Source organism: Exiguobacterium sp. ERU653 (assembly GCF_018617775.1).
In the GTDB taxonomy this organism is placed as follows: Bacteria; Bacillota; Bacilli; order Exiguobacteriales; family Exiguobacteriaceae; genus Exiguobacterium; species Exiguobacterium marinum.
On sequence record NZ_JACSKV010000001.1, the window covers coordinates 640,784 to 660,104 of the forward strand.

The following is a 19,321-nucleotide window of genomic DNA, read 5'->3' on the forward strand; positions in this document are numbered from 1 at the left end:
GAAATGAGGATAAGAGAATAGGTTGTGGTCCGGATGACTCAATATTTAGAATTGTCAAAATAATTAAAAAGATGGATACAAGCCTTTTGGTAAAGTGTGTAAAGTAAGAGTTATCACAAAGGAGGGAAACACATGAAAAAAGTTGTATCTACATCATTAATCGCAGGCATCTTGCTCGTACCACAACTGGTCGGTGCGGCAGAATTGAAGTCAGGCACATTGACGAAACCATCAGAAAGTGCACCAACGACGATCGTCAAAGAGTACGTCAAATCAAAAGGTGAATTCAAGACGATCGAGTCGAAGTCGGACAAAGTCGGGAAAGTGGTTAAGCTTCAACAAACAGTTGATGGCGTGCCCGTATTCGGTGGTGTAGTAGTCGGTGTCGTAGATGAAGCGGGTCAATTGAAGACGGTTGTAGACGATGCCAAATCGGTGAAAAACCTACATAAGTCAATCAAGTTAAGCGAGAAGAAAGCCATCGCGAGTTATAAAAAGCTCGTTGGACATAAAGGGGCTTACGAGCTCGAACCTGAAGCGGAATTGATTGTTTATCCAAAAGGTGACAAGTCGGTCTATGCGTATCAAGTGACCGGAACAATCCTTGAAGCGGAAGAACCGTCACGTTGGACATATTTCATCGATGCGGGCACTGGAGAAGTTCTCAACAAATACGATCAATTGGCACACGCTAAACCGACGAACGGTGTGACGGGCACAACATATACAGGAACGGGAATCGATGTTCTTGGATACAGTCAGACGTTCAAAACGACAAAGAGTGGTTCATATTACTATTTACAGGATTCAACACGAGGAAAAGGGATTTATACGTACGATGCTGGAAACCGTACACGCCTTCCGGGTTCACTTTGGGCTGATGTCGATAACGTCTTGAACACCACATATGACCGTGCAGCGGTTTCAGCACACGTCAACGCAACGAAAACGTATGACTTCTATAAGAATACGTATGGACGTAACAGTTATGATAACGCTGGTGCTGCCCTCAACTCGACGGTTCACTATAGCCGTAGTTACAACAACGCGTTCTGGGATGGTAGCAAGATGGTATATGGTGACGGAGATGGTCAGACGTTCACATACCTTTCAGGTGCACTTGACGTAGTCGCTCATGAATTGACACACGCGGTCACGGAGTATACGGCAGGGTTGATCTATCAAAACGAATCTGGTGCAATCAATGAGGCAATATCAGATATTTTAGGAACGGTTGCCGAATATAGTGTAGGTACAAACTTTGATTGGTTGGTAGGGGAAGACATCTACACACCGGGAGTTGCAGGCGACGGACTTCGTTCGATGGCAAACCCTGCCGCATATGGAGACCCAGATCACTACTCGGAACGTTACACAGGGACACAAGACAATGGTGGGGTTCACATCAACTCGGGTATCGTCAACAAAGCGGCATACCTCTTAGGAAACGGTGGATCACATTACGGCGTATCTGTACAGGGTGTAGGAGTCATGGAGATGGGGGATATCTATTACCGCGCTCTAAACGTTTACTTGACGCCAACATCAAACTTCTCAAGCCTTCGTCAAGCGGTTGTGCAATCCGCAAAAGACCTTTACGGTTCAACGAGCCCGCAAGCGGTATCGGCTGCGAAATCATTTGACGCTGTCGGAATCTATTAATACCTCGAAATCCTTTCCGGATGTTCCGGAAAGGATTTTTTTTACATAGGAAAGGGTCATTGATGGAATGATTCAAATGCTTGAAAACGAGTAATGGATGACGTTCTCGTGAACAATAAAAATTCCCCTTGCACTGTAAGCGAATTCAAGCTAAAGTGATACAGTAGAATAGAGGTCAGACATCTGTACAAAAGGGGTAATGAATGTGGGTAACGTAAGTTTATTATTTGGTGGCGTCGCGCTATTTTTAAATAGTCTTGTCCTTCTCGGGAAGGTAGATACAAAAAGTGCTGGGGTATTTAGTCTGTTTACAGGAATCTTACAAACGTTTATCGCCACGTGGTTATTGATCGGGGCAAGTTCTGAAGAGCAGTTCGGTCTCGCAAGCATTTATCTGTTTTCATTCACTTATTTATACGTTGGTGTGACATTTATTTTGAATTTAGACGGTCGTGGAGTCGGCTGGTTCTCGTTATTCGTATCGATTGCAGCTTCATTTTATGGGGTGATGGCGATTGCTGGCGGCGATTCAATGGGTGCGTTGACGTGGTTCTTCTGGTCATTCTTATGGTCGCTCTTCTTTTTCGGGATGGGACTTGGTCGACCAAACGAGGCATTTACAGCTCGTGTTGCCCTTGTATTGTCATGGTTAACTCTTATTGTTCCAGCGATGATCGGGTTGGCAGGACTTTTGAACGGGTTATACGAGATGATTTGGTGGGCTGCGAGTGGTACAGCAATTCTTTACTTCATCGTATCCGTTAAGCGTACGAAACAATCTGTTGAGGTTGCGTAAATAACGTTTATAAAATCATACGAGGTCATCTAGTGTGATTCAATCGCACCGGGTGACTTTTTTAGTTCCAGTAGTTCGATATATATAGTGATGGTTTTCTTGTTCTTCTTAGCGCACTCTTTATGAGTGTGTTTTATTTTGTGTCTAAATTGTGAAAAATGGGAATGAGGAAGCTAAAGGAGGCGAAAGCAGATGAGTGATGGACTCGTGTTATTACTCGGATTACTTTTATGTGGCTGGATGCTGTTTGCCGTCGTATTTGATGATAGAATAAAAAGAAGAATTTGATGACCCGTCTCGCGAGGAGACGGGTTTTTAATTGAGGAGTGAAGAGTATGAAAAAAACACCTGTCGTCGTCATCGTCGGACCAACCGCCGTTGGAAAAACAAAGACGGGTATCGAACTGGCGAAATCGTTCGACGGCGAAATCGTTTCGGGTGATTCGGTTCAAGTGTATCGAGGTATGGACATCGGTTCAGCGAAAGTGACGAAAGAAGAGGCCGAAGGGATCCCACATCATTTGATTGATATATGTGATCCGGATGACGCCATGAGCGTCGCGATGTTTCAGCAGTTAGCACGTGCCGCCATCGATGATATTTATGCCCGTGGCAAGTTACCGATTATCGTCGGCGGGACGGGGCTATACATTCGCTCCATCTTATATGACTATGAATTTGTGGAGCGACCTGTGGATGAAGCGTTGCGGGCTGACCTCGAACGATTGGCAGAAATCGAAGGGCGTGAGGCGCTACACCAAAGATTGGTTCAACTTGACCCAGAGCGTGCGGCTACGATTCACCCGAATAACGTGCGTCGCGTCGTGCGTGCGCTCGAGGTGGCGATGCAAGGTGATACACAGACGACGGACAGTGCTCCATCCGAACATTATGATTATCGATTGTTCGTCCTTCATGCGGATCGTGAGATGCTATACGCCCGAATCAATCAACGCGTCGATGCGATGATGGAGGCAGGGCTTGTCGAAGAAGTCGAACGACTTTTGGCACAAGGATATCGTGATACGCAGGCGATGCGAGCCATCGGCTATAAGGAAATTATTCCATACGTAGAAGGAGAAATCTCAAAAGATCGGGCTACATATTTGTTAAAACAACATACAAGACAATTTGCCAAACGGCAGTTGACGTGGTTCCGACATCAATTTGATGGAATTTGGGTAGATATGGGACGAAAATCATTTGAACTATCATATAAAAGTATTTATGATGATGTAGAGGAGTTTTTTCGAAAATTCCGATTATTTTAAAGAGATAAAGACTAGGGGGAATCCAGCATGAAAGCGAGCTACAACATCCAAGACCATTTTTTGAATCAACTTCGAAAAGAAATGGTGCCAACGACTGTATTTTTAGTAAGTGGGTTTCAAATTCGAGGTATCATCAAATCATTTGATAACTTTACTGTCATCGTCGAATCGGAAGGGCGTCAACAGTTGATCTATAAACATGCGATTTCGACATTTTCACCGGCACGTAACGTGACGCTTTATGAGCCGGATGCAGTAGAAGTAACAGAAGGATGAGCATAAGAAAAGGAGCGGGCCGGGGACCGCTCCTTTTCTTATGCCGTTTTTGATGTTCCTGGCTGTTTGATTGCCTCAAGTACACGCTGAATGGCGCACCCACCGAGTAGAGAATCTACTTGACCACAAATCTGAGTTGGTGTTGACCGATGTAACAATGTGTATGTCCGTTTCCATGCCCGTTCAGCCGATTGAATTCGGACGAGAAGGTCAGCATGGCTTAATTCTTTTAACTTGTCGATGTTGAGGCGGTTCGTACGTGCGAAGGCCGACAGAATCACTGCTTTCGCTAGAGGGGTCTGAAGTGGGTACCCGGATAGCTCGAGAGTAGCCATCGCCCCTTTCATCTCATGTTCGACGATTTTGTCGAGTGACTCATCTTTTGCATATGGATTACCGGAATGGTGCGTAAGAGACTGCTCTAAATCTTGCATTCCCACCGGACAAGCAGACGCTTGTAAAATATGTTCAATCGATTGCTGTTCTTGTGCATAACGTGTCGCTTCCCCCGAGGCGATGAAACGTTCATACGTATCGATTAATGAAATCATTCTCGTTTCCCCCTTTATAGAACTACCTTTATCGTACCAATAATCGTAAGCGCTTTCAATATGGTGGAGACGAAATTGAAACCCTACTAGAAAGTATGTTCGCCTAATGCGTGGAAACACGATACAATGTCAGAAGATGCGAGGAGGGAATGTATATGAACTATTACCAACAGATTGATCCGATCATAGGTACTTCTACGAACCAAGAAAGATTTCGAATACCTCAAATTGAAAAATCGAAAGAACGTTTAGACCGGTTACAGGACGGCGCACCTGTCCAGACGAAAGCGCTTGTCAGTACGGTTGAAGTGAAGGAAGGGAAGAGCGGTGCGAAGTGGCTACAACTAAGTGTCACGACGGCGACCGGGATGATGCGCGCGAAACATTGGCTCCGTGGGAACGAGAGCGAACTACTTCCAATCTATGAGTCTGGCGTGATTGAATTGTCAGGAAAAATCGATATCTATCCAAAACCAGATGGTGCAAAATCAATCATTATCGACCGGGTTCATCCCATCTCAAAAGATGAAGCCATCTCTTTACTCCCTGGCTTACCGGGTGACGAAACGATGGAACAATTTGCTGATGAGTTATTCAGCTTAATCGATACGTTGTCGCCGACTTATCAACAGATCGCCTATGGTCTCCTTGATTTCGTTTGGGATGATTTCGTACTGTCGCCAGCAGCGCTTTACCATCATCATAATTACGCTGGAGGATTGCTGAAGCATACCGTTTGCATGTTACGTCTCGGATATCGGATTCAAGAACAGGATGATTATTTGGCCATGGTGTTCCGTGTAATCAAAGAAGCCGAGCAGTTGCATAAAGTCGACCTTTGGAATACGATGAACGGGGTTAAAATTGAACAGGCCTATAAAGGAACGTTCGAATCATTGTATGCCGCATGCGAAGCGATGGCAGAACGGAAAGAGCCATTGAACTGGGACGAACTCGCACTTGGAATCCTTTTCCACGACATCGGAAAAATATATGAATACAGTCATCTGCTATCTAGTCCGAATCGTTTTGAGAAACTATCTCCTGTTGAGGGTACAAGTGAAACGACCGGCATCTCGATCAATCCGATTGGGACATTAATTGGGCATATGCCATACGGTGGCCTGTTGTTCGAAGAGACGTTACGCCAATCAAAGATTCGACTGCCGATCGACGTTCATCATCGTATTTGGCATATGATTTTATCGCATCACGGGAAGCGTGAGTGGGGATCAAGTGTCTTGCCGATGACGACGGAAGCTTGGATGCTTCATATGATTGATTTATTGGATGCGCGCTATGAGAAATGGGCTCGCGCACACGAAGAACTGTAAGAAAAGGGTGATAATATGATTCCCGTACAATTAGTGACCGGGTTTTTAGGAGCAGGCAAGACAACATATATGAATCGTTTACTCGCTGCGACCGATGAGAAGATTTGTTTGATTGTTAACGAACTTGGGTCTGTCAATATCGATGAACAGTTGATTGTGAAGATGGACCAGGAGCAAATCGAGCTCTCGAACGGCTGTATTTGTTGTTCGATTCAAAATGACTTGAGTAAGACGTTTTATCAACTCGTGGCGAAGAAGGAGACATTTGACCGAATCATCATCGAGACGACTGGTGTTGCCGACCCAGCCCCAATCATCCAGACAATTTATTATGATGAATATTTACGACAACACTTCAAGATGAATGCTATCTTAACTGTCGTGGATGCAAGCCAAATGGATCGCGAACTGTTTAAAGAAGGCATTCATCAAATCGCCTATGCGGATTTGATTTTGTTAAATAAAACGGATTTAGTCTCAGTGGAAGAGCTGGACCAGGCACATCAGCGAATTGAACAACTCAACCCGACTGTTCGGATTGTGGAGACTGTCCAAACAGTAGGCGATTACGAACTACTCGAAAATACGTTCCAACTGTCACGAGTCGACGAACAGAAGTTGAGTCAACTGACGGAGATGAGTGAATCGGTGTCTTCCCTTCGTGCGATCACACTGAATGCTGAGCGCCCTTTGTCTCGGGAGCGGGTGACCCGTTATGTCCGTGAGGTACTGATGCATTATGAGGATTCGATTTATCGGATGAAAGCGATTGTCCGACTAAAAGACGAGAATCGAAAGTTCGTCATTCAAGCAACGAATCAACTGATGGGTGCGACGTTTGCAAACGAGGTACATGAAGGGGACCGTTCGGTATTCGTTTGGATCGGGAAGGAATTAGATGCCGAAGCATTGGCACGAGGATTAAAATCATGTGAGGTGGAGCAGAATGAAGCTCATTCTAGTTGATGGATTTAACTTATTGTCACGCTATTATTTTGCAACGGAGCGTAGACGAGCACAAGATCCGGACGTAACGGTGAAAGGCTTGCTTCGAAAAGTAGATTCATGGACGACAGACTTTTCGCATATTGCTTTCTTTTGGGACGGAACGCGAGAGTCCACACATCGTTATGCTATGTACCCTGAATATAAAGCGACGCGTAATGGACTGCCTGAACCATTGTTTGATGACTACTTGAAATTGAGGGTCGCTTTGGATGAACGTGGCATCTTACAATCCGAGTTGACCGGGTACGAGGCCGATGATTTGATGGGTGCGGTCGCGACAGCTTTTCCCGGGGAATCATACCTTTATTCCTCTGACCGTGACTTACTTCAGTTGTTATCACCGAACGTGTTTCAAATCATGCCGAAAAAGGGAGAAGAACAGCTCATCAACGAAGGTTCGTTTGAATCGATGTACGGAGTAAAGCCGAAACAGTTTGTTGATGTGAAGGCACTCCAAGGAGATGCTTCAGATAATATTCCAGGTGTGCGCGGAATCGGTCCGAAAACGGCAACTATCCTGATTCAACATTACGATACGATTGAGACGCTTTACATGCACGTGCAGAATGAAACGCTTGAAGCGACCCACCAAAAGTTTGCAAAAAAACTAGACGGTCATGAAGAGATTGCGCTCTTGTCAAAACGTCTGTCGCAGATTGACATTTATGCTCCAATCAATACGGACTGGGAGGCGTACCGCTTTGGTTCACATCTATTTTGACGCGGCAACCAATCAAACGACTGGAGAAAACGGCATCGGTGTTTGGATCAAGTCATCAGACGGTACAGTATCAACATTCAAGCAACGGGTGCTAGGGCTGTCGAGCGTCCATGCTGAACTAGCAGCTTGTGCCTATGCACTTGAAAAGGCGCATTTGATGCAAGAGGAGACGTCATTCATGCTCTACTCTGATGCTGACGTGGTTGTTCGTGCATTAGAGCAACGCTTCATGAAAGATGATTCGGCGAAGCCGCTCTTTCTTAAAGCGTTGATTGCGTATGATGAACTACCCACTATCTTTTTGAAATGGATTCCGCGTGTGGAAAATCGAGCGGATTTGATCGCCCGTGAGGCATTGAATGGAACGAGTTAAGTGACTAAGATCATTCTTGGTCGCTTTTTTGACGGAGTCATTTCTTTTTAGATGGTTTTTCGCTAAAATGAAAGCGTACTCAACTATAGAGGGGGAATTTACAATGGATTATCGGATCGAACGGGACACAATGGGGGAAATTAAAGTCCCAGCTAATGCGAAATGGGGAGCGCAAACGCAGCGAAGTCTTGAAAACTTTAAAATTGGTGCTGAGAAGATGCCGCTTGAGATTGTATACGCTTTTGCCATTTTGAAAAAAGGAGCGGCTTTAGCGAACGCCGAACTTGGTGTACTTGAGGAAGACAAAGCAATCATCATCTCGGAAGTTGCGGATGAGATTTTAGCAGGGCAACACGACGCCGAATTTCCGCTTGTCGTCTGGCAGACGGGTTCAGGAACGCAGTCCAACATGAACGTCAACGAAGTCATCGCGCATCTTGCCAATGAAAAGTTACAGGCACGAGGACAATCGATCACGATTCATCCAAATGATGATGTCAACAAATCGCAGAGCTCGAACGATACGTATCCGACAGCGATGCACATCGCAGCCATCCTTTCCGTACAAGATGATGTCCTACCGGCAATCGACTCGCTTTACAAAACCCTTTCGCAAAAAGCGAAAGCGTATATGGATATCGTCAAAATCGGACGGACGCATCTTCAAGATGCGACACCGGTCACGCTCGGACAGGAAATCAGCGGCTGGGTGCGGATGCTAGAACTGTCAAAACAGATGATTGAACGGACGATAGAACCACTCACTGAGCTTGCTCTCGGAGGAACGGCCGTCGGGACAGGTATCAACGCGCACCCTGAGTTCGGTGAAGTCGTAGCCAAGAAAATCTCAGAAGAGACAGGCAAGCCGTTCATTACAGCCGTGAACAAATTCCACGCTCTAACGAGTCACGATCAACTCGTCTTCACGCACGGTGCTTTAAAAGCACTAGCGATGGACGCCATGAAGATTGCGAACGATGTGCGTTGGTTGGCTTCTGGTCCGCGTGCGGGAATCGGAGAAATTACGATTCCAGAAAATGAACCGGGAAGCTCGATTATGCCTGGTAAAGTAAACCCGACGCAAAGCGAGGCTCTCACGATGGTTGCCGCGCAAGTACTTGGTAATGATGCGACGATTGGCTTTGGGGCGAGTCAGGGGAATTTTGAACTGAATGTCTTCAAGCCGGTCATCATGTACAATTTCCTACAAACATGCCGTCTATTGACGGACAGCTTACATTCATTTAATGATCATTGTGCTGTCGGGATTGAACCGAATCAGGAAGTGATTTCACGAAACGTAGAGCAATCACTCATGCTCGTCACAGCACTCAATCCGCATATCGGATATGAGAACGCTGCAAAAATTGCAAAATCGGCACACAAAAACGGCACCTCTTTAAAAGAAGCGGCATTGAAAACAGGTTTATTGACAGAAGAACAATTCAATCAATGGATTCGTCCCGAAGAGATGACTACTCCAAATCTAAAAGTGAAAAAATAACGAAAAGCGGTCACAAGACCGCTTTTTGTATGTCTATTTTAGGACATATGACCTATGTATATGTAAAACAATAGAAAATAAATAAGGAAATAGTTGTATTTTAACCGCCGAAGTCGCATAATCGAAGCATAAGATAATTCGGGGAGTACGAACATAGGGGGGACGAAAATGGAGCAAGGTCAACTCACTGAGCGTATACATATGATTTTGAAGAAGATATCAGAGTCTAGACAAATTCCAAAAAGCGATATCGAATTTCTACTCGATTGGATGAAGAAGGAAGTTAGACAACGACGTTTGATGCATTTGTTAGAAATCTTTAGTCGTGTCGAGTCTGACGCGAAGGAGTTACCTAGTGTCCTCACCCAAGCGGAAGCGTTGACCCTGATTTCACCTGTGAAGCGATATATCCATACAGTCCTAGGAATTGAACAAGAAGATGAAGACCTTGTCCTGATTTTATCAGCAAGTTTTTCTACATTTAGTCGCTATAAATCGCGTGTCGAAAAACTAGGAGCTCGTCCGGTATTTTTACAAACTCTCGAAGAAGCGGTTGAATACGATTATGAGGATGTGCCAAAAGCCATCATCATGGACGTCGAACTATGGCCGCAGTTCAAAGAACGAGACATCCAATCATTCGTCAGCAAAATGAGAAAACTCTATGTGCCGCTCATCGTCATCGGTACGAATGAACACTATCGTCTTGCTGCATACTCTTACGGATTCGATGATTATTGGGAATCGTGGGTTCCGATGGAGGAACGGTTGGTACGTCTCGGATTACATATTGAAAAATCCCGTCTCGTATCAAAGGCGTTACTCGTGGATGAATTGACAGGAGCCTTTAACCGCAAGTATTTGAAACCGACATTCTCTCGATTCATCTCGAGATTGGAGCGCTCTGGAGAGAGTTTTGCTGTCGCCTTACTTGATATCGATCATTTCAAACAATTGAACGATACGTTCGGTCATTCATACGGAGATGACGTCCTTCATCGTGTATCAGAGGAAATTCGCCATGCGATTCGCTCGAGCGATGAGCTCATTCGTTATGGTGGAGAAGAATTTTTAATTCTCTTAAATGTTTCAGATCGGGCGATTGTCGAAACGGTGTTGGAGCGTGTCCGTTCAAAAATCGAAACGATGGAGTTTCCTTATGACCATCAAGTGACGGTATCGATTGGCTACACGCGCGTCTGCCAGACGGGCTATACACTTGGTGAATGGTGCGCCTATGCAGATGAGGCGTTATACAAAGCGAAACGAGATGGACGAAATCGTGTTGTCCGTTATTCATCTGCAGTCCGTGAAGAGAAGCGGATTGCATATGTGACGATGTCAACGAATACATATATTTCGCTCGCGGACCGACTGCCTAAAGAACACCGCCGATATGAAGTAGTGTATCGTCCTTATGAAGCGTATTCTTGTAACGATAACATTGAAATGTTCGTCTTGGATGATGCCCGGGTAGATGAAGCGAGAGGTACATTGTCTGCCGTGAAGGAGCAGCGGGGGAAATATAGCCACATTCTCGCAGTATCGAAACGTACCGCATCTGAGCTTGAAGCGATTTATGATGACTATGCGGATGAAGAACATGACGAAATCATTACGAAAAAAATTGAACAGTGGCTAGAAAAACTACCAGACTAAAAAGCAGACATCAATGATTACTCGATGTCTGCTTTGTCGTATTGTTTGAACGTGAAGGAATATGCATGTCTTTCGTCTTGTGGATGATTGATTTGATTTGTGACTGTCCATTCCCCTGTGCGTTCAGGATAATACGTGTCGGCCTCGAACCTAGATTCGACTTCCGTGGCATAGATTCGACTCGTCATCGGCATCGTCTGCTCATATAAGGTGGCACCACCAATGACAAACCATTCTTCCTGCTCACTCAATTCAACAAGACGGTCCAAGTCATGCCATACTTCGACTTGATCTGCTTCAAATGAAGAATCGGACGTGACGACGATATTGCGTCGGTTTGGCAAAGCCTTTCCGATTGATTCGAACGTCTTTCTTCCCATTACGACGGTCCCGCCAGACGTGACGGTCTTGAAGTGTTTCAAGTCATCTGGCAAGCGCCATAACAAATCATTGTCTTTTCCGATTTCTCGGCTCTGCCCATACGCAACGACATGCGAAATCATACGCTCACTTCCCCTTTAATATGTGGATGCGGGTCATATCCGAGAATCTCAAAGTCTTCAAAACGGAATGATTCGATTGAGGGGACGTCTCGGACAATCTTGAGTTGTGGTAACGGGCGTGGCTCACGTGACAGTTGAAGCTCCACTTGCTCGAGATGGTTGTGGTAAATATGTGCATCTCCGATTGTGTGGACAAAATCACCAACCTCAAGGCCGGTCACATGCGCAACCATGTGCGTCAGAAGCGCATAGGAAGCGATATTGAACGGAACTCCTAAAAAGGTGTCGGCACTCCGCTGATACAATTGGCAAGATAGCTTCCCGTCGGCGACATAGAATTGGAACAACAGATGACAAGGTGGGAGGGCCATCTCCTCTAGTTGTCCAGGGTTCCATGCGGAGACGATCAACCGTCTCGAATCAGGATTTGTCTTGATTTGTTCAATCACTTGAGCCAACTGATCGACGGTCGAGCCGTCCGGGCGCGGGAACGAACGCCATTGTGAGCCGTATACGGGTCCTAGATTACCTTCTTCATCTGCCCATTCGTTCCAAATACGGACTCCATTCTCTTGTAGATAACGAATGTTTGTTTCTCCCGAAATGAACCAAAGTAGTTCATGAATGATCGAACGAGTATGTAATTTTTTCGTCGTGATAAGGGGAAAACCTTCCTGCAGATTAAAGCGCATTTGATAGCCAAAAACGCTCGTCGTCCCTGTACCAGTCCGGTCTTCTTTCGCTATTCCATTGTCGAGAATATGTCGACATAAGTCATGATATTGCTTCATACGTGATGTGCCTCCTTCTCAATCTCCTACCACTAAAGGTATCATATAATATCAATATTGTAGAGTGGAAACACAAGATATAGTGGTGAGAATCATCCCTAATCAATATCATGGAACAACAATCACGATTCTTCGTTTTCGCCACTCCCGGTTTCGGGTATAATGGTGAATGAATATAAGGAGGGGTTTGATGAAACTTCAAGGAAAGAAAGTTCTTCAACTTGTCAGTAATGACTTCGAGGATTTAGAACTTTGGTATCCGGTGCACCGTCTTCGTGAAGAAGGAGCGCACGTGATCCTCGCGGGAGAGAAAGCCGATCATGCGTATATCGGTAAATATGGTGTCCCTGCCAAATCAGACGTATCGTTTGATGATGTAGACATCACTTCGTTCGATGCGATTCTCGTTCCGGGTGGTTGGTCACCTGACTTGTTACGTCGTTTTGATTCGGTGAAGGGGTTCGTCCGCTATATGGATGAACAAAAGCGACCGATCGGTCAAATTTGTCATGCTGGTTGGGTGCTGATTTCAGCGAACATTTTAGACGGGGTGAACGTGACGAGCACGCCGGGAATCAAAGATGACATGGAAAATGCGGGTTCGATTTGGCATGATGAGCCGGTCGTCGTTGACGGACATATCGTCTCGAGTCGCCGACCACCAGATTTACCAGATTATATGCGCGCGTTCATCGACGTATTCGCAAAACAGTAACTGAATCATAAAGGAGCTATACAACGTTGAACTTAAAATCGAATCCATTACTTCGTAAATCTATGCACTCTACAGCTTATAGTGCCGAGCCGATGACAAAAGCAGGGACATGGTCCAAAGTGTTTACATTGCTTCTTCTCGTGACGGCGGCAGCCGGTACGACATGGCTTGTCGTCCCTACAATTGGGGAAGAACTCTTGTTCCCGATCATGATTGGATCGCTCATCCTCGGGTTTATCTTTGCCTTGGTCATCACGTTTAAACCGAATACAGCGCCGGTCGTTGCACCACTTTACGGTATTGTTGAAGGTGTGTTTGTCGGTTCGATTTCGTATTTCTTTGAAGCGATGGTCCCTGGTATTGTGGGACGTGCCGTATTGACGACGTTTGTCGTTGCTTTTGCGATGTGGTTTGTCTATACGACAGGGCTCGTCAAAGTGACACAAAAATTCAGAGCCGGTGTCATGGCTGCCATGTTCACAGTCATGTTGCTATATCTCGTGCAACTCGTCATGAGTCTATTCGGTTCAGGGTTGGCGTTTATGACCGGTTCGAGCCCGCTTGCAATCGGCGTACAGTTTGTCATTGTCATCGTCGCTTCGCTCGCGCTCGTCTTAGACTTTGACTTTATTGCAAGTCAGGTCGAAGCTCGTGCGCCGAAACAATTAGAATGGGTGGCGGCGTTCGGATTAATCGTCACACTCGTCTGGTTGTATATTGAATTGTTAGACTTATTGTATCGTCTAGCGATGAGAGAATAACATTTAATCATCGATCCATTGGGTCGATGATTTTTTCACGAAAGGATGTGTCCATCTGTCTGAAAGGACAGATTTATGATGAAGAAAATTGTGATTATCGGGTCGGGAATCGTTGGTGTATCGACAGCCTATCATTTAGCAGGTAGAGCTGACGTGACGGTCATCGACCGTAAAGAAGAAGGACGTGCGACAGATGCGGCAGCAGGAATCGTCTGTCCGTGGATTGCGCAACGACGCAATAAAGCATGGTACGCACTCGCAAAAGGAGGTGCGCACTATTATCCGCAGATCGTGAAAGAGTTGGAAGCTGAAGGGGAAACGGAGACCGGATACAAACGGGTCGGGACTCTTGCGCTACATGAAGAAGCAAAACTTGACCAGATGATGGAGCGGACGATGAAACGACGTGAAGAGGCCCCGGAAATCGGCGACCTCGAACGATTGACCGCACAAGAGGCACAACTCCGCTTTCCTCCGTTATCTGATGAATATGATGCGCTTCTAGTAACAGGTGGAGCACGTGTGGACGGTGGAAAATTCCGAGGAGCACTCGAGCGTGTCGCCCAAAAACGCGGTGCAAAGTTCGTCTATGGTTCGGCACGATTGACTGGTGGGGATGAGATTGGCGTAGAGTGTGACGGAGTTCTCCATGAAGCGGATGAAATCATCCTTGCGGCGGGGGCGTGGCTACCGGAACTGTTACAGCCTATTGGATATACAGCTCGTGTCGACGGAGAGAAGGCGCAACTCGTTCACGTTCAGTTAAAGGACACCGATGCATCGAATTGGCCGGTTGTCATGCCACCACGGAGACGGTATTTACTTGGATTTGACGATGGTAAGGTTGTCATCGGCTCAACGCATGAGAAAGGAAAAGCATTCGATGCACGACCGACGGCGATTGGTGTTCATGAAGTACTGACAAAAGGTTTGGAGTCTTCACCCGGTCTTGCTGAAGCAGAACTCATTGAAACGAAAGTTGGCTTCCGTCCAGTCACACCGAATTCGATCCCTGTGCTTGGAAGGGTGCCCGGGGCAGAAAACCTGCTAGTCGCGAACGGTCTAGGCTCATCCGGATTGACGGTAGGCCCATTCATCGGGAAAGTATTAAGTGATCTCGTTCTTACAGGCGACGCCGAAGTGGATCTATCGCTTTATCCGATCGAAGACTTTATCTATAAAACATGAAGAAAGGTGGCTGTCTGAAAATCTTAGACAGTCACCTTTTAACGTTTAATAACCCCGTTTAAAAAGAAATGAAAATAATCTTCCATCGTTTCTTTCATATCACCGATTGAAAAATGAGGGTCGGACAGGATGGCCTGCTGCATTAACTGAACATAGCGAAGATAAGAGGCGGTCGATAAGGTCACATCGATTGATCCTTGTTGCTTACCGTACTCAATCAGTCGGGCGAAGGCGGCGTATCCCCGGGTCGCAAGTTGTTCCCAGTTCGGGTCCTGTTGCATTGTCTTCGTAATGGTCTCATCAAAGAGAACCGCTGTCTTAATTTTTCGCTTCAAGATGTCTACGAGTAACGCGTCGAAGGGAGTATTCGATTCGATTTTTTGATCGATCCAACTCATTTGTTCCTCAGTCATTTTTTTCAATACTTCAATGATGACCTGCTCTTTTGAACCAAAATAATTATAAATGGATACGGGGGAAACGTGTGCTTTTTTAGCGAGCTCGCTTACGGTAAATCGAGATTGCTTCTCTGTCATTAAGTTAAAAGCCGCGCTTAAAATGGCCTGTCGTTTTTCTTCAGTGCGTTTTGCGAATCCATCCATTTGTATAATCGCTCCTTTCTATAGTTTTGTAATAAATATACCATTACCATTTCAAAAAAGAACGTGATATACTAATTTTGTAATCATATTAAATGAATATTTCAAAAAAAGGGGGATTCGAGATGATTCGGATTCAGCAATTGACGAAACGGTTCGATTCGACACACGGTATTTTTGACGTCTCGCTTAACGTATCACCGGGAATGATCTTTGGATTCATCGGACCGAATGGTGCGGGTAAATCAACAACGATTCGGCATTTGATGGGACTTTTGAAACCAAATGAAGGGAAAGCCTCAATCAATGGATTCGATTGTTGGCAAGAAACAGAGAAGGTGAAAGAGAGCGTTGGCTATTTGCCGGGAGAAATCAATTACCCACAAAACATGACCGGAGAAGAAATCATTCGGTTGACCCGTCATTTGCACAAAACAGATACTGACCGCGAACGGCGGCTTCGTGAACGATTTTCATTTGATGAAGCGACGAAAGTACGGAAGATGTCAAAAGGAATGAAGCAAAAGTTGGCTATTATCACGTGCTTCATGAAAGATGTGCCTGTCTATATTTTAGATGAGCCGACGAGTGGACTTGACCCGCTCATGCAGGAACGGTTAATCGATTGGTTGATTGAAGAAAAACGAGCAGGAAAAGCGATTCTCATGAGTTCACACCATTTTCCAGAGATGGATCGGACGTGTGATCGTGCCGCATTGATTAAAGACGGCCGCATTATCATCGAGGAAAACATGGGAGAACTTCGACAGCATAGTGTGAAACGATATCGAATCGAATTCTCATCAGAGACAGAGGCGATCCGATTCATCGAAGATTCCGGATCGCGAGATGGAGTACACGTCGAGGTCGCGATCACGTCGCCACGAGAATTAAACAACTTAATCCGAACGCTTGCCGACTATGAGATTCGTTCACTTGAGAGTGGCGCAGACGAACTCGAACACTTGTTTATGCAGTATTACGGGGAGGGGACATAAATGTTAATAAGATCTATGTTTAGACAAAATCGCAGTTGGATTCTCGGTTATTCAATCGGAACAAGTATCTACCTCTTCTTTTTGGCGGCTATTTTCCCGTCCATTCAGGAAACGGGATTGATTGAGGCAAAGTTAGAGTCGTTACCACCGGAACTGCTCGACGTGTTCCAAATCGATGCGACGATGGCGATGGATAATTTGCTCAATTTGTTGTCGAGTAATTATTATGGATTGATCTTTTATGTACTCGCTGTGTTGTTTGCGTTGACGTTTGCCTCAAAACTCCTCGCCAAACCGGTCGATTCTGGAGAAATCATGCTTTACATGGCGGCACCGATTTCTCGAGTCACGTATGTATTGTCCACATTTGTCATCCTCATCATTGCAGTAAGTTTTTTTGTCGGATTAAATGGGCTCAGTCTCATGGCAGCAGATGTATTGTTTGATTTACAAATCGACTATTCTGTTCTATGGATGCTTCAATTGAACGGAGCACTCATGCTGCTCGTATTAGGTGTCGTTGCTTATATGTTGGCAAGTCTGTTCGATGATAGTAGCAAATCCTATATAGTGACGGGTGGAATCTTTACGTTTTTCTTAATGGTGAATATCATTAACGGAGTGAGTGAGCAGTTCGAATGGCTAGGGAACATTTCCTTCTTCTCTCTCTTTGATGCTCCGGCCATCATGCGTGAAGAATTTGGTGGCATTCATTTCATATGGTTAATCGGCTTATTAATGTTCTTTTCAGTACTCTCGTTCATCCGTTTTATCCGAAAAGATTTGACGATTTAGTTTTTCAAAATAAATTCTCGGGTATGATAGAATCAGTTCGATAGAATAAAAAGGGGATGAACTAGATGTTATATGCTACGTTAAGAAACAAGGTAGAAATTCCGATGATCGGCTTTGGAGTGTGGCAAGTCGACAATGATACTGAAGCACCAGCAGCTGTCGTTGAGGCCATTAAAACGGGCTATCGTCATATCGATACGGCTGCAATTTATAAAAACGAAGATGGCGTCGCAAAAGGAATTAAAATTTCAGGAGTCGACCGTTCAGAATTGTTCATCACATCGAAGATTTGGAACGATGATATTCGTGAGGGGAAAACAAAAGTAGCTTTTGAAAACTCATTGAAGCGCCTCCAGACAGATTATCTGGACCTTTGCCTACTTCATTGGCCGGTAGATGGCTTTGTCGAGGCATGGAAGGACCTCATCGATTTGTACGAGGCTGGGAAGATTAAAGCAATCGGTGTATCAAACTTCAAAGAGCATCATCTTGAAGCGTTGAAAGAAGCGGAACTTATGACACCACTCATTAACCAGGTGGAACTACACCCACAACTACCACAACCAGATTTGCTAGACTATTGCCAAGATGAAGGCATTCAAATTGAAGCGTGGAGTCCACTTATGCAAGGAAAGTTCTTAGACATTCCTGTCTTTTCGGAAATAGCTGAAAAGCATGACCGGACGCCTGCACAAGTTGTGCTTCGATGGCACCTCGAGTCGGGTCACGTCGCCTTACCAAAGTCGGTTACACCACACCGAATCCGTGAGAATTTTGACGTGTTTGACTTTTCACTCGATGCAGACGATTTAGCAAAAATCGACCAAGTGGCGACGGGTGAACGTCTCGGACCAGACCCAGATGAAATCGATTTTTAATCAAAAGGGACTCGCTTAGGCAAGTCCCTTTTGACGTGTAGAGTCACACGGATCGGGGTATTGATTATTATGTTGCTAAAAGGAGGTGTTTGATCTTCGTTTAGAAGATCGAGGATATGGACTTATCTAAATGGCCGATAGTGAACTGGGTCGCTTTCTTGGCGACGGTTGTCATCAATTATTTTGCGAGTGGTGACAATGCCGCGGTTTCAGATCAAATCGATATTTACTTTAAGCCAGCGGGATACGCCTTCTCGATTTGGGGAGTCATCTATGTGGCGTTACTTGTATGGTTAGTCTTGCAAGTGAAAAAAGGGACGGTGGCGAATCAACAAGCAAATCGAATGAAGGCAGGATTTCTAATCTCATGTGTATTGAACGGGTTATGGCTACTTGCATTCACGAATGAGTGGTTCATCATCTCTCTCGTCGTCATGGTATCATTCTTAGCTTCTCTTTGTTGGCTGTACTATATCGCGTTCCGAACGTCTACAAGTTGGCTCGACCGCTTCCCATTCTCCATTTATATCGGTTGGGTATCGGTTGCAACAATCGTCAATACGTTTGTCGTCATGAAGACGGAGCAGATTACTTCACTGTTAGGACTCGATGAACTTGCTTGGACGTCACTCATGCTCATGGTTGGGGTCGTACTAGCCCTTCTCTTCATGTGGTGGCATCACGACTTCATCTATCCTCTCGTATTCGTTTGGGCATACATCGGTATTTTTGCAAGAATCGAAGAGGGGACGCTATATGTCGTCATCGTTAGTGCGCTCGCATTGCTTGCAATTGGGTATATCGGATTGATTTTGTGGAAGCGACCGAAATCGTTTATACACCATACGCGTAAAACAGTTGAATAATAAAAAAGGGTATCTTAAGTGATATCCTTTTTTACGTTCTTAAGAACCTATAAATAAATAATATTGATGGAT

21 protein-coding genes are annotated in these 19,321 nt (G+C 45.2%); 17 read left to right on the forward strand and 4 right to left on the reverse strand.

All coding sequences use genetic code 11. The features are described 5' to 3' along the window. Positions 1–132: 132 nt before the first annotated feature. From KNO95_RS03340 to hfq, 4 genes are all read left to right on the forward strand, one after another. Positions 133–1,662 carry a M4 family metallopeptidase gene (locus KNO95_RS03340; protein WP_214878280.1) on the forward strand — a complete coding sequence of 510 codons (1,530 nt, stop codon included), beginning with the start codon at positions 133–135 and terminating at the stop codon, positions 1,660–1,662. A gap of 205 nt (positions 1,663–1,867) precedes the next feature. Continuing rightward, a complete protein-coding gene (locus tag KNO95_RS03345) occupies positions 1,868–2,458 on the forward strand; it encodes an AmiS/UreI family transporter (RefSeq protein WP_214878282.1) in 591 nt (196 codons plus the stop codon). A gap of 335 nt (positions 2,459–2,793) precedes the next feature. Then, on the forward strand, positions 2,794–3,729 hold the full coding sequence (gene miaA, locus KNO95_RS03350; RefSeq protein ID WP_214878284.1) for a tRNA (adenosine(37)-N6)-dimethylallyltransferase MiaA: 936 nt from the start codon (positions 2,794–2,796) through the stop codon (positions 3,727–3,729). A gap of 27 nt (positions 3,730–3,756) precedes the next feature. After that, a complete protein-coding gene (gene hfq, locus KNO95_RS03355; RefSeq protein ID WP_214878286.1) occupies positions 3,757–4,005 on the forward strand; it encodes an RNA chaperone Hfq in 249 nt (82 codons plus the stop codon). A gap of 38 nt (positions 4,006–4,043) precedes the next feature. On the opposite strand, the gene KNO95_RS03360 is transcribed toward hfq, so the two are convergent. Then, positions 4,044–4,556: a hypothetical protein gene (locus KNO95_RS03360; RefSeq protein ID WP_214702137.1), complete on the reverse strand. Its 513-nt coding sequence runs from the start codon at positions 4,554–4,556 to the stop codon at positions 4,044–4,046. Positions 4,557–4,711: 155 nt separating this feature from the next. On the opposite strand from KNO95_RS03360, the gene KNO95_RS03365 reads away from it, so the two are divergent. The 6 genes from KNO95_RS03365 (at position 4,712) to KNO95_RS03390 (ending at position 11,155) form a co-directional block, all read left to right on the forward strand. Then, positions 4,712–5,890 (forward strand): DNA-binding protein, encoded by a 1,179-nt coding sequence (locus KNO95_RS03365; RefSeq protein WP_214878288.1) that lies wholly within the window; start codon positions 4,712–4,714, stop codon positions 5,888–5,890. A gap of 15 nt (positions 5,891–5,905) precedes the next feature. Beyond that, positions 5,906–6,856, forward strand: a complete 951-nt coding sequence (locus KNO95_RS03370) for a CobW family GTP-binding protein (protein ID WP_214878290.1) — start codon at positions 5,906–5,908, stop codon at positions 6,854–6,856. Then, positions 6,837–7,619: a 5'-3' exonuclease gene (locus KNO95_RS03375; RefSeq protein ID WP_214878292.1), complete on the forward strand. Its 783-nt coding sequence runs from the start codon at positions 6,837–6,839 to the stop codon at positions 7,617–7,619. The genes KNO95_RS03370 and KNO95_RS03375 overlap by 20 nt, the downstream gene beginning before the upstream one ends. Beyond that, positions 7,600–7,992, forward strand: coding sequence for a reverse transcriptase-like protein (locus KNO95_RS03380; RefSeq protein WP_026826076.1), 393 nt, complete (start codon positions 7,600–7,602; stop codon positions 7,990–7,992). The genes KNO95_RS03375 and KNO95_RS03380 overlap by 20 nt, the downstream gene beginning before the upstream one ends. A gap of 103 nt (positions 7,993–8,095) precedes the next feature. Next, positions 8,096–9,496: a class II fumarate hydratase gene (fumC, locus tag KNO95_RS03385; protein WP_026826075.1), complete on the forward strand. Its 1,401-nt coding sequence runs from the start codon at positions 8,096–8,098 to the stop codon at positions 9,494–9,496. Between the two features lie 168 nt (positions 9,497–9,664). After that, positions 9,665–11,155: a GGDEF domain-containing protein gene (locus KNO95_RS03390; RefSeq protein WP_026826073.1), complete on the forward strand. Its 1,491-nt coding sequence runs from the start codon at positions 9,665–9,667 to the stop codon at positions 11,153–11,155. Between the two features lie 17 nt (positions 11,156–11,172). Here the strand turns inward: KNO95_RS03390 and KNO95_RS03395 are convergent, their stop codons facing one another. Both KNO95_RS03395 and KNO95_RS03400 read right to left on the reverse strand, forming a co-directional pair. Beyond that, positions 11,173–11,658, reverse strand: coding sequence for a dihydrofolate reductase (locus KNO95_RS03395; RefSeq protein ID WP_214702134.1), 486 nt, complete (start codon positions 11,656–11,658; stop codon positions 11,173–11,175). Continuing rightward, positions 11,655–12,449, reverse strand: coding sequence for a thymidylate synthase (locus KNO95_RS03400; RefSeq protein WP_214702133.1), 795 nt, complete (start codon positions 12,447–12,449; stop codon positions 11,655–11,657). The genes KNO95_RS03395 and KNO95_RS03400 overlap by 4 nt, the downstream gene beginning before the upstream one ends. A gap of 190 nt (positions 12,450–12,639) precedes the next feature. On the opposite strand from KNO95_RS03400, the gene KNO95_RS03405 reads away from it, so the two are divergent. From KNO95_RS03405 to KNO95_RS03415, 3 genes are all read left to right on the forward strand, one after another. After that, positions 12,640–13,164 (forward strand): type 1 glutamine amidotransferase domain-containing protein, encoded by a 525-nt coding sequence (locus tag KNO95_RS03405; protein ID WP_214702132.1) that lies wholly within the window; start codon positions 12,640–12,642, stop codon positions 13,162–13,164. Between the two features lie 26 nt (positions 13,165–13,190). Continuing rightward, complete coding sequence (locus KNO95_RS03410; RefSeq protein WP_214702130.1) at positions 13,191–13,925, forward strand: Bax inhibitor-1/YccA family protein; 735 nt, start codon at positions 13,191–13,193, stop codon at positions 13,923–13,925. 78 nt (positions 13,926–14,003) lie between these two features. Continuing rightward, positions 14,004–15,113, forward strand: coding sequence for an NAD(P)/FAD-dependent oxidoreductase (locus KNO95_RS03415; RefSeq protein ID WP_214702129.1), 1,110 nt, complete (start codon positions 14,004–14,006; stop codon positions 15,111–15,113). A 38-nt stretch (positions 15,114–15,151) separates the two neighbouring features. Here the strand turns inward: KNO95_RS03415 and KNO95_RS03420 are convergent, their stop codons facing one another. Further along, on the reverse strand, positions 15,152–15,715 hold the full coding sequence (locus KNO95_RS03420) for a TetR/AcrR family transcriptional regulator (RefSeq protein WP_214878293.1): 564 nt from the start codon (positions 15,713–15,715) through the stop codon (positions 15,152–15,154). Between the two features lie 122 nt (positions 15,716–15,837). On the opposite strand from KNO95_RS03420, the gene KNO95_RS03425 reads away from it, so the two are divergent. From KNO95_RS03425 to KNO95_RS03440, 4 genes are all read left to right on the forward strand, one after another. Further along, positions 15,838–16,710 (forward strand): ABC transporter ATP-binding protein, encoded by an 873-nt coding sequence (locus tag KNO95_RS03425; RefSeq protein ID WP_214878295.1) that lies wholly within the window; start codon positions 15,838–15,840, stop codon positions 16,708–16,710. Further along, entirely contained in the window at positions 16,711–17,505 is a 795-nt protein-coding gene (locus KNO95_RS03430; RefSeq protein WP_214702123.1) for an ABC transporter permease subunit, read from the forward strand. It begins immediately after the preceding gene. Positions 17,506–17,570: 65 nt separating this feature from the next. Continuing rightward, positions 17,571–18,383, forward strand: a complete 813-nt coding sequence (locus tag KNO95_RS03435) for an aldo/keto reductase (protein WP_214702121.1) — start codon at positions 17,571–17,573, stop codon at positions 18,381–18,383. A gap of 116 nt (positions 18,384–18,499) precedes the next feature. Beyond that, entirely contained in the window at positions 18,500–19,249 is a 750-nt protein-coding gene (locus tag KNO95_RS03440) for a tryptophan-rich sensory protein (protein WP_214702120.1), read from the forward strand. Positions 19,250–19,321 lie beyond the last annotated feature (72 nt).

What these genes read in the sequence shown, in the direction of transcription:
- KNO95_RS03340 (WP_214878280.1), top strand. Translation starts at nt 133, where the DNA reads ATGAAAAAAGTTGTATCTACATCATTAATCGCAGGCATCTTGCTCGTA.
- miaA (WP_214878284.1), top strand. Translation starts at nt 2,794, where the DNA reads ATGAAAAAAACACCTGTCGTCGTCATCGTCGGACCAACCGCCGTTGGA.
- hfq (WP_214878286.1), top strand. Translation starts at nt 3,757, where the DNA reads ATGAAAGCGAGCTACAACATCCAAGACCATTTTTTGAATCAACTTCGA.
- KNO95_RS03360 (WP_214702137.1), bottom strand. Translation starts at nt 4,556, where the DNA reads ATGATTTCATTAATCGATACGTATGAACGTTTCATCGCCTCGGGGGAA.
- KNO95_RS03365 (WP_214878288.1), top strand. Translation starts at nt 4,712, where the DNA reads ATGAACTATTACCAACAGATTGATCCGATCATAGGTACTTCTACGAAC.
- KNO95_RS03370 (WP_214878290.1), top strand. Translation starts at nt 5,906, where the DNA reads ATGATTCCCGTACAATTAGTGACCGGGTTTTTAGGAGCAGGCAAGACA.
- KNO95_RS03375 (WP_214878292.1), top strand. Translation starts at nt 6,837, where the DNA reads ATGAAGCTCATTCTAGTTGATGGATTTAACTTATTGTCACGCTATTAT.
- fumC (WP_026826075.1), top strand. Translation starts at nt 8,096, where the DNA reads ATGGATTATCGGATCGAACGGGACACAATGGGGGAAATTAAAGTCCCA.
- KNO95_RS03390 (WP_026826073.1), top strand. Translation starts at nt 9,665, where the DNA reads ATGGAGCAAGGTCAACTCACTGAGCGTATACATATGATTTTGAAGAAG.
- KNO95_RS03395 (WP_214702134.1), bottom strand. Translation starts at nt 11,658, where the DNA reads ATGATTTCGCATGTCGTTGCGTATGGGCAGAGCCGAGAAATCGGAAAA.
- KNO95_RS03400 (WP_214702133.1), bottom strand. Translation starts at nt 12,449, where the DNA reads ATGAAGCAATATCATGACTTATGTCGACATATTCTCGACAATGGAATA.
- KNO95_RS03405 (WP_214702132.1), top strand. Translation starts at nt 12,640, where the DNA reads ATGAAACTTCAAGGAAAGAAAGTTCTTCAACTTGTCAGTAATGACTTC.
- KNO95_RS03415 (WP_214702129.1), top strand. Translation starts at nt 14,004, where the DNA reads ATGAAGAAAATTGTGATTATCGGGTCGGGAATCGTTGGTGTATCGACA.
- KNO95_RS03420 (WP_214878293.1), bottom strand. Translation starts at nt 15,715, where the DNA reads ATGGATGGATTCGCAAAACGCACTGAAGAAAAACGACAGGCCATTTTA.
- KNO95_RS03425 (WP_214878295.1), top strand. Translation starts at nt 15,838, where the DNA reads ATGATTCGGATTCAGCAATTGACGAAACGGTTCGATTCGACACACGGT.
- KNO95_RS03430 (WP_214702123.1), top strand. Translation starts at nt 16,711, where the DNA reads ATGTTAATAAGATCTATGTTTAGACAAAATCGCAGTTGGATTCTCGGT.
- KNO95_RS03435 (WP_214702121.1), top strand. Translation starts at nt 17,571, where the DNA reads ATGTTATATGCTACGTTAAGAAACAAGGTAGAAATTCCGATGATCGGC.
- KNO95_RS03440 (WP_214702120.1), top strand. Translation starts at nt 18,500, where the DNA reads ATGGACTTATCTAAATGGCCGATAGTGAACTGGGTCGCTTTCTTGGCG.